At 40.5% G+C, this 13,782-nt stretch carries 13 protein-coding genes and 1 riboswitch; of the genes, 2 read left to right on the forward strand and 11 right to left on the reverse strand.

Translation table 11 applies throughout. From position 1 onward, the window contains the following. Window positions 1–98 precede the first annotated feature (98 nt). Complete coding sequence (locus H0266_RS05750; protein WP_181471406.1) at window positions 99–575, forward strand: DUF456 domain-containing protein; 477 nt, start codon at window positions 99–101, stop codon at window positions 573–575. Between the two features lie 98 nt (window positions 576–673). Here H0266_RS05750 and H0266_RS05755 read toward each other — a convergent pair whose 3' ends face one another. The 10 genes from H0266_RS05755 to H0266_RS05800 all read right to left on the reverse strand — a co-directional run bounded on the left by H0266_RS05755 (window position 674) and on the right by H0266_RS05800 (window position 12,275). Next, window positions 674–1,141 (reverse strand): helical membrane plugin domain-containing protein, encoded by a 468-nt coding sequence (locus tag H0266_RS05755; protein ID WP_181471407.1) that lies wholly within the window; start codon window positions 1,139–1,141, stop codon window positions 674–676. Continuing rightward, window positions 1,141–4,086 (reverse strand): formate dehydrogenase subunit alpha, encoded by a 2,946-nt coding sequence (gene fdhF / locus H0266_RS05760; protein WP_246363643.1) that lies wholly within the window; start codon window positions 4,084–4,086, stop codon window positions 1,141–1,143. Before fdhF ends, H0266_RS05755 begins: the two co-directional genes overlap by 1 nt. Next, complete coding sequence (fdhD, locus tag H0266_RS05765; RefSeq protein WP_181471409.1) at window positions 4,079–4,915, reverse strand: formate dehydrogenase accessory sulfurtransferase FdhD; 837 nt, start codon at window positions 4,913–4,915, stop codon at window positions 4,079–4,081. The genes fdhF and fdhD overlap by 8 nt, the downstream gene beginning before the upstream one ends. Window positions 4,916–5,247: 332 nt before the next feature. Then, window positions 5,248–5,847 carry a DUF2087 domain-containing protein gene (locus H0266_RS05770; RefSeq protein WP_181471410.1) on the reverse strand — a complete coding sequence of 200 codons (600 nt, stop codon included), beginning with the start codon at window positions 5,845–5,847 and terminating at the stop codon, window positions 5,248–5,250. A gap of 103 nt (window positions 5,848–5,950) precedes the next feature. Then, the gene (locus H0266_RS05775) at window positions 5,951–6,823 is read right to left on the reverse strand and encodes a DUF1028 domain-containing protein (RefSeq protein WP_181471411.1); all 873 of its coding nucleotides are present in this window, start codon (window positions 6,821–6,823) and stop codon (window positions 5,951–5,953) included. Between the two features lie 54 nt (window positions 6,824–6,877). After that, window positions 6,878–8,326 carry a phospholipase D-like domain-containing protein gene (locus H0266_RS05780; protein ID WP_181471412.1) on the reverse strand — a complete coding sequence of 483 codons (1,449 nt, stop codon included), beginning with the start codon at window positions 8,324–8,326 and terminating at the stop codon, window positions 6,878–6,880. Window positions 8,327–8,479: 153 nt separating this feature from the next. Beyond that, complete coding sequence (locus H0266_RS05785; RefSeq protein ID WP_181471413.1) at window positions 8,480–9,505, reverse strand: C40 family peptidase; 1,026 nt, start codon at window positions 9,503–9,505, stop codon at window positions 8,480–8,482. A 311-nt stretch (window positions 9,506–9,816) separates the two neighbouring features. Then, window positions 9,817–10,383, reverse strand: a complete 567-nt coding sequence (gene thiT / locus H0266_RS05790) for an energy-coupled thiamine transporter ThiT (RefSeq protein ID WP_181471414.1) — start codon at window positions 10,381–10,383, stop codon at window positions 9,817–9,819. A gap of 81 nt (window positions 10,384–10,464) precedes the next feature. Next, window positions 10,465–10,563: riboswitch (TPP riboswitch) on the reverse strand. 84 nt (window positions 10,564–10,647) lie between these two features. Beyond that, complete coding sequence (locus tag H0266_RS05795) at window positions 10,648–11,385, reverse strand: alpha/beta hydrolase (RefSeq protein ID WP_181471415.1); 738 nt, start codon at window positions 11,383–11,385, stop codon at window positions 10,648–10,650. Window positions 11,386–11,438: 53 nt separating this feature from the next. Further along, a complete protein-coding gene (locus tag H0266_RS05800) occupies window positions 11,439–12,275 on the reverse strand; it encodes an SDR family oxidoreductase (protein WP_181471416.1) in 837 nt (278 codons plus the stop codon). 147 nt (window positions 12,276–12,422) lie between these two features. Between H0266_RS05800 and yfkAB the strand changes: the two genes are divergently transcribed. After that, window positions 12,423–13,547: a radical SAM/CxCxxxxC motif protein YfkAB gene (gene yfkAB, locus H0266_RS05805; protein ID WP_181471417.1), complete on the forward strand. Its 1,125-nt coding sequence runs from the start codon at window positions 12,423–12,425 to the stop codon at window positions 13,545–13,547. A gap of 38 nt (window positions 13,548–13,585) precedes the next feature. Here yfkAB and H0266_RS05810 read toward each other — a convergent pair whose 3' ends face one another. Then, window positions 13,586–13,759 (reverse strand): hypothetical protein, encoded by a 174-nt coding sequence (locus tag H0266_RS05810; protein WP_181471418.1) that lies wholly within the window; start codon window positions 13,757–13,759, stop codon window positions 13,586–13,588. Window positions 13,760–13,782 lie beyond the last annotated feature (23 nt).

Raw genomic sequence — 13,782 nt, forward strand, 5'->3', positions numbered from 1 at the left:
GTCATTGCCTGGCTTTTTGCATGAAAAAATAACTGAAACGAATAGCTTCTGATAAACGTAAAGTTGTTTAGAACATCAAAGCTTATGGAGGTACTAGTATGGAACTAATTGTTTGGCTTATTATTATCGCTTGCTTTATTGCCAGTTTTGCTAGCATCATTTTTCCCATCATTCCAGCACCGCTCGTTCTTTGGATCGGTTTCTTAGCGTATTTCTTTTTCATTAATGGAGATTCATTATCTATGTTTTTCTGGATTGGTGCGATTTTACTTACTGTATTGTTGATTGTCTCTGATATTATTGCAAACAGCTATTTTGTAAAACGGTATGGGGGCAGTAAGTGGGGGGAACGTATGGCAGCAGTCGGGGTCATAGTTGGGTCATTCATTATCCCTCCCTTCGGAATAATTGTAATCCCATTTGTCCTCGTCATCGCTACAGAGCTTATACAGAAGCGAACCACGGACGATGCCTTCAAAGCAGCAATTGGCTCTTTACTTGGCTTCTTAAGTGGTACTGTCGCCAAGGTCGTCATTCAAATCATTTTAATTGTTTGGTTCTTCATCGACATCTGAATGGTACCAAACCGTCCCGTTTCTTTATAAGCAAACATTTATAAAACATATCTGAATTAACAAAAGGAAGAGGCATCAGAAATGCCTCTTCCTTTTTGTTATTGACGCCCCATACCTCTCAGGAAACCAAGTAATAAAGTTAGACTTCTATTTATATTCGGGTCTTTGAGGGCTTTTGCTATATCCAATACATTCGTTTTATCATCCGGCGATACATGCTCCATCTCTTCGATGCCTTGGTTCAACCGAGTCGTTAATTCCCGAATACCTTTCACATCCAATTCACCTATTAGGAAAATCAAACTTGGTAAATTTTCTAAAAGAGGAGTGTATTGGTCTTTGCTTATTTCTTCCACAAACCTTGTAAGAGCTTCATTCTTTGCATTCGTAAAAGCATAAGCTGTATCTAACGTACCACCTTCTTCTAACCCTTTCAGAAGTTGAATCCCTTTTAAGATTGCCTCTTTGTTATCTGCAACAGCTTCTTTAACTTCCGAGAAATCATTTTCCAGTTGTTCTTCTCTCGTAACCGAATATTTCTTAATGCCTGTAATCGGTTTACCCATCAGCGCTTCACCTGGCTTCCTGGGAATTGATAATCCTCACGCTTCCATTTATCCTGAACTTTCACACTAATTTGAGGTACAGGGTTCCCACGCCTGTGATTATTAGGCGGAATAGGCGACTTCCCTTTCTTCTTCAAAACTTTCATTTTCACCGCTATTTCTTTATAGGCGGGAGTATTGGTATCTTTATCAACGCGGTTATCCGTCAAGAAGTTAACCGCTGACTTGCCATTATCATTCAGTGGTAAGAATATCTCTTTGCCCTTCACTCGATCTGTAACTGTTACGACTCCTGTCGCTTCACCAGCTCTAGAAATCAGCTTCACTTCAGCCCCTTCCTTAATACCACGGTCTCTAGCTAATTCTTCAGAGACCTCAATGAAAGCATTCGGAGTTTTTCTTGTAATTCCTTCTGATTTGTATGTCATGTTCCCTTCATGGAAGTGCTCTAGCAAGCGACCATTATTCACGTGTAAGTCATATTCTTCATCTGTATCATATTGCAGTTCAAAATCTAGAGGGAACAATCTCGCTTTTTTGTCCTCGAATGGAAAACCTTCTGTGAATAATAGTGGCTCATCAGTTCCGTCTTCTTGTACTGGCCATTGAAGAGATTTATAGCCTTCAAGACGCTCATAGCTAACACCTGCAAACATCGTAGCGAGCCCTGCGGCTTCACTCATGATTTCAGATGGGTGTGTGTATCCCCATTCAAAGTCCATAAATTTTGCTACTTCCTGAAGGATGACCCAATCGGGCTTTGTACCCTCTAAAGGATCTAAAGCTTTATATAATCGCTGGATCCGGCGTTCCGTGTTCGTGAATGTTCCATCCTTTTCCAAACTCGGAGATGCCGGCAAAACCACATCGGCATACTCTGCCGTTTTAGTAAGGAACAAATCTTGAACGATAAACAAATCAAGCTTCTCAAATGCATCTGTCACATAGTTGATATTCGCATCCACAATACCGGTATCTTCACCTAGCACATACATAGCAGATAGCTCGCCATCATGAATCGCCTCAATCATTTGATGATTATCCTTTCCTGTACCTTGAGGAAGGTCTACGCCCCATGCTTTTTCATATTTTTTTCGAACTTTCTCATCAGTTGTCTTCTCATAACCCGGGTAAAAGTTCGGCATACTTCCGAAGTCGCTACAACCTTGAACATTGTTATGTCCACGCAAAGGATATGCTCCTGTTCCTGGTTTACCATAATTCCCTGTTATTAAGAGTAGATTAGATATTGCCGTACTTGTATCAGAACCGCGCATATGTTGCGTCACTCCCATTGCCCAACAAACGGCAACGGATTCTGAGGTTGCTACTTCTTCTGCGATCTTCTTCAATTCTTCCACTTCAATACCTGTCATTTTGGCTGCGTAGTCCATAGTGAAAGGCTCTAAACTTTCCCTATACTCTCCGAAGCCATTCACCCAGTCACTGAGGAAAGCTTGGTCTTCCCAACCCTGATCCAAAATATATTTCGTAACAGCGGATAGCCAGACGAGATCCGTCCCGGACTTTGGCTGGAAGAAAGCATTTGCTCGCTTCGCCATTTCATGTTTTCTTAAATCGAATACATATAATTGTTGACCGAATAATTTCTGTGAACGCTTAATTCTTGAAGCTAATACAGGGTGTGACTCTGCCGTATTCGAGCCAATAGTTATAACAAGTTCTGCTGAAGCAATATCATCAATTGAACCGGAATCACCACCATGACCAACCGTTCGGAACAATCCTTTGGTGGCTGGTGTTTGACAGTATCTAGAACAGTTATCGATATTGTTTGTCCCAATCACTTGTCGCGCCAGTTTCTGCATCAAATAAGACTCTTCATTCGTTGCTTTAGAGGATGAAATAAACCCAAGATGATCTGCACCCTTTTCAGCCTTTACTTCATTCATTCGTTTTGCAACATAGGAAAGCGCTTCTTCCCATTCCACTTCCTCAAAGTGGTCGTCGCGACGGAGCAAGGGCTTCTGCAGACGCTCTTCACTATTTACATAATCCCAACCAAATTTACCTTTCACACATGTCGATATTCCGTTCGCAGGAGACTCTGGGTGAGGTTCGACCTTCAGAACTTTACGGTCTTTAGTCCACACATCAAACGAACAACCTACTCCACAATACGTACATACGGTTTTGGTTTTGTTAATTCTAGATTCTCTCATTTCTGCTTCCGTATCTGACACAGCAAATAAAGGCCCGTATCCCGTTTCAACTTTCTTCGTTAATTCAATCATGGATTTGAGAATTCCAGGTTTCTGATTCGTCAGAAAACCAGCCTCTCCTTCCATCCCTGTCTCCATCATGGCATTACAAGGGCACACCGTGGAGCACTGCCCACAATTGACACAAGAAGATTGGTCCATTGGAACGTCATTATCCCATATGACTCTTGGCTCTTGTCTCTCCCAATCAATCGTCAAGGTCTCGTTGACTTGGACGTCTTGGCAGACTTCTACACACCGGCCACACAAAATACACTGGTCGGGGTCGTATCTGTAAAATGAACCGGAATCATCACGATCATAAGATGTTGGCTTAAACGGACGGGACTGGTGCTCTAAACCGAATTCTGCCATCGTATTATGGATCTCACATGACCCGTTGTTATAATCACAAACCGTACAATAAAGTTCATGTTTCTCTAAAATACGATCAAGTGCCTCTTTCTGTGATTTATGTACATGAGGCAACTGCGTTTGCACACTCATACCTGCTTCGATGGTTTGACCACACGCTCTTATCAATTCTCCATTCACTTGCACAATACATGTATCACAGGTTTGAATTGGACCAAGTGATTCGTTATAACAAATCGCTGGTACGCTTTCTCCTGTAGAGTTGATTAATTCCAACAAATTTTGTCCTGATTCCCCTAGATATTCTGTTCCATTAATGGTTACAACGGTATGTTCACGCTCAATCAAATTCAATTCCTCCTTCTTTGGCATTAGCATGTAACGCATGATGGTTACTTTGCTCTAGACGTGATGGATGAGTATAGACGTTCATCCTCCCACCTCTAACAAACCCTATAGCTGTAATATTCAAATCTTCTGCTAATTGTAAGGCTAGATTGGTTGGGGCGGACTTCGACAATAAACAGCCGATGCCCATTTTTGATATTTTTAATAGTACTTCAGAGGAAATTCGTCCACTAAATAAAATCAGATGATTTTTGCTTTGGATACCGTTTAAAATCATGTATCCGAATAATTTATCAAGCGCATTATGACGTCCAATATCTGTGAACGTCACCCCTAATTCATCTTTGGTTGCTATCGATGCCTGATGGACACCACCTGTACGCTGAAACAATTCTGCTGAACTGTGAAACGCTTTCATTAAGTTCAAACAATCTTCAGGGCGAATGGTAAGGTGGCTCATAATTGTGCGAGCTGTCTTAGCATCATTTTGGAAATAAAAGGATCTACTCTTACCGCAACAAGAGCCAATCCATCTTTTTTCATATGACTCATTCATTGACCATTCCTTATTTACCTCTACATAAGCAAACCCCTTATCTTCATCGACCGATAATTGACGAATATCACTCTTTAATCGAATCACACCTTCGGAGGCTAGGAAGCCTACCACTAACAAATCCATATGTTCAGGTGTGCAGACCATGGTTGCAAATTCTTTTCCATTTACTACAACGGTGAGTGGAAACTCAATCGCCACATCATCCTCGATTTCTTCGGCTAGATCCTTATCTACCTTTATCATCTTCCAAGGTTGTGTTTGTTTCTTCATATACCCTCCTCCGCCGCATTACAGAATATAGTTTGTTTTTCCTTTTTTGAAAAAAATCAAACATTTTTCTCCAAAAAACACCAGTGGCATATTGTGCATCACTGGTGTAAGAAGATTCTTTAAAATAGTTACCTGCTTTTTCTCTGAGTTCCGACTAGTGTCTTGATGTGTAAATCAAGACAGTTCGCCTTCTATAGTACCACTATATCTATTAGTTATTGAGTTTATATATATCAAGCAGTTGCCGTGGAGGTTTCAGACGAGTTTTAACTAAATAACTACTACGATTTTCTAGACCCTTCGTGATGCGTTGGTTACCACATGTGAGGTGTTCACCGTTTCTTACTCTCTACTATAATCGGCCACATTTCAGTAGGATTTCTCTCGTATCTATTATTTTCTCTATACATAAATTGTTGCATGATCCATTCCCGACGAATGGTAGCAAAGTCATCATAAAATGTTTGAATATACTCATTCACTTCGGTCTCCTCATACACTTTACCTGGTTCAAAGCCTTGAGCAAAGTAAGAAAGAATAACAATCTTTTTCTTAAGTTTACTCGGTAGTTGCTTCAGTCGACCATCTTGGGTAATAAAACTATGGAGGATCTTTAACTTTTCCTTATCGGACATCTTCATCTCATACGCCTTCACGATTTGATCATCCCCTATTCTTAAAATCGATGTAGACATAAACTCTAATCTTTTTGTATCCAAATGAAAATATATTGTATTTTTATCTCTCCTGGAATAAACCACTCCGGAGTCTTTTAACCGCTTGACGTGATGAGTAATGGTAGGCGGCTTCAGGGCTAATTTTTCTGCTATAGCTTGTCCATGCAATGGTTTATTCCTTAAAAGAGCAATTATTCTGATTCTGGTAGGATCACCTATTGCTTTGTGAAAAGCTACCATTTTTTCTAATTGCATTTCATCCCTCCTAATTTGATTGTAATCTAATTAGATAATAATCAAATCAAGATATGAAGTCAAAAAAATACACCTGAACGATTAATCGTTCAGGTGCAATCAGTTATGAATTATGTTCTAGTAAATATTCGTACACTTTCTTATCAATCCAACCTTCGTGCTGTTCTCTTCCTTCAAAATTCTCCGTATGAAGATAAGTCGTAAGACCGCGGTAAAGCTCATTTTCTTCAACATTACGTGAGGAAATGTAGCCAAGTCTATACAAGTGAAGAGTCACATCTTGCATAACCTCCGCTTCTACTTTCAGGATATCTTCCTCATTCGTTTCACCGAAATAGAGTTGGTGAAGTTGATAAATTCGCTCCAACTCGACAATTGGATCTGGATGATCATCCACACGCAAATCAACGAGCGTGTCACTTAGCCCTCCATAGCCTCCTTTTTCCTTCACGACATATAAAGCTGCTGATTGTTTACCTCTACTGTCCCCTCCTGCTTGTTGGGCTTTTTGTAACCCGGCGAGCAAACGATCAGCTAAAGAGCCTGTTGCTTCTTCGAAAGCTTTGCCCATCTCCGTTACCGTTTCTTTATTGACGAGAATATTACCTTGGGCAGCATATCCTTTTCCAGTGACACCTCCTGCCCATTCATAGCAATCGTTGCCTGTGAAAGACTCGGCATTACCATTAGTATCAACAATGCCTAGTTGTCGATCTTGAGACTGAGGATCCTTCGTAGTTAACTCGTGAAAGACCTCTTCAACGGTTAAACCTTCTTCCAACATCTTCAATCCGTCTGGACCGTATGCTGGATTCGCGAAAGCTTGAGTAGCGATGGCGCCTACCCCAGCCTTAGCCCACGGAACTACTGATCCCACACCCAAAAACTTTGACTGAACGGCAACTCCCAACTCACCTGTGGCTGGGTCACTTCCAACTATAGAAAATGTAGCGATAATCGGTGATCGATGTGTCACTCTTCCACTCTCCCTCTCAGTTTAATTCTCCCTATTCATTCACTTCATTCGATTTTAGTACGTAGTGAACCAAAACCACTTTTGCAAATGATATGTTGCATATTTAACGAATGTCAAATCGCCTTTGTATTCCTCATAGTCCGCCGTGTAATGCCCTGATTCATTTGTCCAAATTCGTTCAAAGTAGTCGTCTACTTCTTTGAATGTCTCTTCAGATGGGGGGCCTTTCAACACAACATCCGCTTCTAGATTCAAGTTCGCCAAGTTCCTTCTCGTATAGTTAGCAGAGCCAGCAATAATCACGTTTTCATCCTGTTTATCTATATATAGCATCTTCGTGTGATATTGCTCGACATTGATATCATACCAACGCACCTCGAGATTCTCGTTCCCCATCTTCTGCATCTCAGCAGCAACAGGTAAGTTTGGAAGACCAGGTTTTTCATGACCAAATGATTTCCTGTTAGGATCTAGTACTATACGGACATTCGCGCCGCGATCTGCAACCTTGTCCAGCAGATCAATGATTTTTCGATCTGCCAAATAGTACATACCAAGCCAGACATCATCACCCTCTCCAGCTTTTTTCAATTCCGTCAATATAGAGTCATAAATTTTCCCTTCCGTCACGAATTGTACTTCGATCGGCCCTTCTTGGCGCTCCCATGTCCGGTCTTTGTAAGAAGGAAAATCAGCTGTTCCTGAATAATTAACGACAGCTTCTTCAGACTCTAAGATATCTTTAATGATTGGCCCCTTCATTTTGAATGCCACATTCTCATGATAGCCACTTGCATCGTGTGGGTTAGCTGTAGAAACAATCGCTTCCTTTTCAGTGACCAAAAGTTTTCTGTGGTTAGCCTTTATATTAAGTAACTTTAAGTAAGACCGTAGCGTTACGTCTGGCGCTTCTTTCGCTAGTGGATTTTTTATCCATCCATTCTCACCTGTTCCCATCCATGAAAATAATAATCGCCAAACACTGGAGTAAACAGGATTAGAATCTCTTAATTGATTAAGATTGGTTAACACTACGTCAACGCCAGCATCTTCTAACCGCTTAATCGTTTCTGACTTATACGAACCGTAGACTGTATTAATTTGATCTGTAATAAACACGACTTTCAAATCAGGCTTACTTGCTTTTCTTTCCACAATAGAATCCACGAGAAGCTCTGAAATTGGTGGAAAGTCACGCTTTCCATTTGTGTACCCATTGAAAAGAAACATATCAGCTACAATAAAATCTTCAGCCTCAGATATGGTGTTTCGCATCTCTTGAAAAATATGACGATCATGAACCGTATTTCCATCCTCGTCTTCATAGGTTAAATCATAGAGGAATTCTATATCCTCTAAATTGTGTTTCTCGCCCGCATATGAAATGCCCTCTGGTATTGCCTTCCATGATGTGTGATAACTAATTGTTAACCCAATTGTAACCACAATGACAACGATCAACCAAAACCATTTCTTTTTATGTAATGTTTTTAATTTTTTCACACACTTTCACTCCCTCACTATTCCTTATTAAATTCACTTACAAAAGGCTCTATAAACCTGTAATTATATCCAAATTAAAAAACCTGGATTTCTTTTTTGAAATCCAGGTTTAACACTTTATTGATTCGGTAATATACCATATAAATCGTACGATTATTCAGTTGTTTCAATGCCATTATATACTGCAACAGAAAAGTCCATTCTGCTTGCATCTGATTGGCCATCAAAATTGGAAGTGTTGTAAACGCCAGTGCGATCAATAGCATTCATTAAACTCATTTGATGGAAATAATTTGTATTTTCGTTAATATCCTGATAAATCTGATCACGATCAGATACAGGATGATTTTCTAATCCGAAAGCTCTAGCAACAATTAGTGCCATTTCCGTTCGAGTCATTTCTTTCTTCGGTTTGAACGAACCATCTGGGAACCCTTTAATGATTCCTGCATTTTGTATAGCTGATACGTCTTCATAGAATCTTTCTCCAGGAGAAACATCACTAAACCCCGTAGAGCCTGAAGCTTCAAGATTTAGATGACGATTCATAATTGCAGCCGCCTGTTCACGGGTAATTGAATCATCAGGGCGGAAAGTTCCGTCAGTGTAACCATTGATGATTTCCTCATCAGTCATCAGTTTAATAGCTTCATATGCTGCATGTTTCTTAGATAAGTCCGTAAACCAATCCGATTCGTTTGATCCAGATTCATTAGAGTTGGCTACATTGAAGTTCGATACTCGCTTAGCGCCAACGTATCTTGGCCCCCAGTAATTTGAACTCATAGAAACGATAGCAATACCTCTACTAGATGTAGCACTAATGAAGTCGTTATTGCCTACATAAATCCCAACATGAGAAATTCCTGCACGATATGTGTTCTTAAAGAATACGAGATCCCCAACTTGTAAGTCAGAACGACTAACGGAAGAACCGACTTCCCACTGTGTCAACGTTGTTCGTGGTATAGAAATTCCCATTTCATTAAATACATAAGACGTATAACCTGAACAATCAAAGCCATGAGGAGTACTTCCTCCGAACGAATACGGTACACCTATGTATTGCTTTGAAACATCTAAAAGTTTTTCTTGCGTTGAAGCAAAAGCCTCTTTAGCTGGAACTAACACTAGCAACAAAACTGAAACGATAGACAGCAAATAAAACTTCTTAACCAACGAACTCCACTCTCCATTCCCCAAATTTTCTCTCTTTTTTTCTCTGAAACTAGTGTAACAAATATAAACCCGATTGAATTTTACGGTTCTATTACAAGTTTGTATCATAAAGAAACATTATTCGACTCTTTCTCGTTAATATTTTGCCCATAAGATAAATCACCTATATGAAACTTTGATATGAAAGCTTTCTTAACCATTACAAGAATGTAACAAAAAAGTCTAGTTTCCCTGATGAAGGAAACTAGACTTTTTCTATCAGTATTACATGTATAGCACAAAGTATTGTATGTGGGATTTTTAAGCAATTTTTATCGTATTAGTAGCTTAGGTCTTTGAACAATTAATAGACTTATTACGATTGCACTTAAAATAAAAGCAGGTAGCATGTACCCTCCGTTATATAGTAGAGAATACAACCAAACAGGCTGGCCCTCTGGAGCGAATGAACCGTAAAAGATAATTCCCGCTGCGAAGTGACCAATAAACCGGAGTACACTACCAACTAAACAGCCAATAAAAATCCAGAATACGAAGGCTTTCTTCTTTTCTTCTTTGATAGCCTGCCATACAGGGCGCGATACGATACCAGCAATCCCGAGCACACCAAAGGCAACAAAGTAGTCAAGAAAGGTCTGTAGGACTGTTATGATATAAGCACCGGTTAATACTTGGTAGAAACCTAGCAAGAGGCCTGTCGCGACTCCTCCCTTTACACCCCATCGAAATGCCATCAGAAAAACAGGTACCATGGCAAAAGAAACAGATCCTCCTTGCGCCCATAATTTAAAGGATAAGAATGGGATTACGTCCAATAACAAAGCAAGAGCTGAAAAGATAGCCACTTCCACTAAAATTAAAATACGTTTACTTCTCACTATTACTCCTCCTAAAAAAAGACACAAAAAAAGCAATGCCAAAGGGAAGCTTCCTGATGGAGGAATCCCACTGCATTGCACCATCAAAAAAACCACCATCCCTACGCCAGTACTAACTGACAGGTTCGAAGGGTCTGAACATTGTTCACTCTCAGCCAAGAGGCTCCCCTTGAAGGCTTTATACCGTTACTTTTCTTGATTGATTACTATTATAAAAGATTGGAAGTCCCTTTACAACTCATTACATGCACTTAAATTGTTATGTTATTTAGTTTTCGCGTACATTTCAAAGAACTCCAAACTTCTTTCGATAATCAAATCTTGATCATAGTCTAAAGTAGCCACATGGTAACTATTCTCTAAATGTACAATTTCTTTACGCTCTGAGAAAACGGATTGAAAAATCACCTCCGAATTGCGAGGAGGTACGACGTGGTCTTCATCAGATACAAATAATAAAACTGGTGAACGAACACCAGAAAGCTTTCCTTTCACTCTATCCATCAACAATAATAGCTGTTCAACAGATTTGACCGGTGTACGCTCATAGGCTAATTCCTGAACTTGTTTTTTTATATCAGACCCAACGGCTTCTATGAAGCGATGGTCTTGATCGATATGCTTCATAGCAGGAATATCGATAGCCGCATTAATGAGTACCGTTCCCTTAACCTTTTCATACCGTTCTGCAAGATCCAATACTAACGTCCCGCCCATCGACAAACCTACTAAGAAAATAGCATCACACCGCTCCTGTAACCACTTAGCTGCTTTTTCTATCGAGGCTAGCCAGTCATGATAACTTGTCCTTTCCATATCTTCCGGGGTCTGTCCATGCCCTTCTAGACGGGGCGCGTAGACGGTATATCCTGCTCTTTCATATTGTTCAACTAATGGTCTCACACTTTGTGTAGTACCTGTAAACCCGTGTGAAACAAGAACTCCCACTTCATTTCCTTCATAAATTAACTCATCTGCTCCTTTAATGATTGATGCATCCATTTCCTTTCCCCCTTCCATCTAGTTCTACCCGATGCACCTATTCCGAAAACTAGTTAAGGAAGCAGTTTCTTTAAGACAATTCTTTCAAGCCACGCCCACGGCAGAATACGTTTTAAGATAATGTTCATTCTGACACCAGGTCCGATAGGGAATCGTAATTTAGATAAATTCCCCTGATCAGATAATTTCGCCATTAAATCGGCTACATGAGAAGGATTACCGTGTGATTCTTTATTTAATGCCTTCCATAAACCTTTTAAATAAAAAGCATACGGTGAATCTGGATTATATACATCATCCGGAATTTCCATACCTGAAGACCATATATTTGTCTGATAAGATCCAGGCTCAATCAATGCAACATCAATGCCAAAGGGCTTAACTTCAAGCCTCAGACTCTCAGACCAGCCTTCTAACGCATGTTTTGAAGAAACATAGGCAGAAAGTCCAGGAAAGCCAATTAATCCACTAATGCTGCTCACATTCATTATTTTTCCTGATTCTTGTTTCCTCATAAGAGGAAGAACAGCTTGCGTAACCCCAATAACCCCGAAGAAATTGGTTTCAAACTGTCGCCGGTACGCCTCCAAGGGAACTTGTTCTACAAACCCACCTATAGCAAAGCCTGCATTGTTTACCAATACATCCAGCCTAGATAAATCTTTCAATCGATCAGAAAAGTCTGCAAGCGAAACAGGGTCCGTAACGTCTAATGGCCATACCTCTATATTTTCTTTAACATGGTCATTCAGTTCATCAGACGAGAAGATGGTTGCCTTTTTCATATTCCTCATTGTCGCAATCACCCTAAAACCTTTCTTAGCACAATTTAGTGCTGTATGGTAACCGAAGCCACTAGACGCTCCGGTAATCAATACGGTTTTCTTCAATCCCCTCTCCCCCTTCTCTGTTTTCTTTCTAGATGTAAACGCTATTCCCTTCTTTTCCTTTTTGCGAATGCTATGGTTATCAGTTGAATAGTGATAGAATAAGTAAGGTTCAACAACACAATTATTAATAGAAAGGAAGTTTCATAGATGAAAACAAACATGAAGCTTCAAAAGCTAACTCCTTCCTACGATCCATGGGAAGCCTACATGGATGTTAAGGAACACGGAACCATGACTTTATCAAATATCGAATTTACCACAACCACGTTGTGCAACATGCGCTGTGAGCATTGTGCCGTAGGGTATACGTTACAATCCAAAGACCCTGAAGCGCTGCCGATGGAACTCATTACGCAACGACTGGACGAAATCCCACATCTACGTACACTAAGCATTACAGGCGGGGAGCCGATGATGTCGAAAAGGTCGGTGGAAGAGTATGTGCTACCACTGCTTCAGTATGCGCATTCTCGCGGTGTCCGAACGCAAATCAACTCAAACTTGACGTTGCCTTACGAGCGATATATTCCTATTATCCCTTATCTAGATGTGCTACATATATCCCATAACTGGGGAACCATCGATGAATTCATTCATACAGGATTCGCTAGAATGGAACGTAAGCCTCCGGAAAAAAGCCGTCGATTGTTTTTTGATCGAATGGTCGAGAACTCCAAGCGTTTATCAGATGAAGGTGTTCTGGTATCTGCAGAGACGATGCTCAATAAGCGTACGTTCCCTTATCTTGAGGAAATTCATGATCACGTTCAAGAAATGAAATGCGCAAGACACGAAATCCACCCAATGTACCCGGTGGACTTTGCAAGTAGTCTCGAAACCTTATCTTTAGAAGAGATGCGCGAGGGTATTGTACGGTTGCTGAATCATCGACACCCTTCTAAATGGATGTTATTCGGTACGCTTCCGTATTATCCTTGCAGCTCTTCCCAAGATGACTTGGATTTATTGGAGCGACTATATAAAGAGGAAAATGTGACTCTACGTAATGACCCAGATGGACGATCGAGATTAAACGTAAACATCTTCAGCGGGGATATCATTGTTACAGATTTCGGGGATGAACCAGGCCTTGGAAACATCCAAAACACGAGTCTTCCAGATGCTTACCAACATTGGATGGAGACAAATACTGCTCAATCGTTAAATTGTCACTGCCCTGCGGTGGAGTGCTTAGGGCCGAACGTATTAGTGAAAAACACGTATTACTCAGAAGTGGACTTCCAGAAACGACAAACCAACATAACTAAATAATTGATCTATAGCGAACCTTAATCAAGGTTCGCTTTTTTCTATTTTCTGTTAATAATATCAAGCAATGTTGAAGACTCGATGGTGAAGTGGTTAAATCCTCCATAGAGGGAAGAGGAGGGTGCAAGCTGTCCGAATAAGCCCATTAAATGTCCGATATAGTGCGTCTCTTGTCCGAATCGCTTTGTTAAATGTCCGAATTGATGTCCGTTCACCCAGTACACCCCGCAGGGCTCGC

Source organism: Halobacillus locisalis (assembly GCF_013694105.1).
Taxonomy (GTDB): domain Bacteria; phylum Bacillota; class Bacilli; order Bacillales; family Halobacillaceae; genus Halobacillus; species Halobacillus locisalis.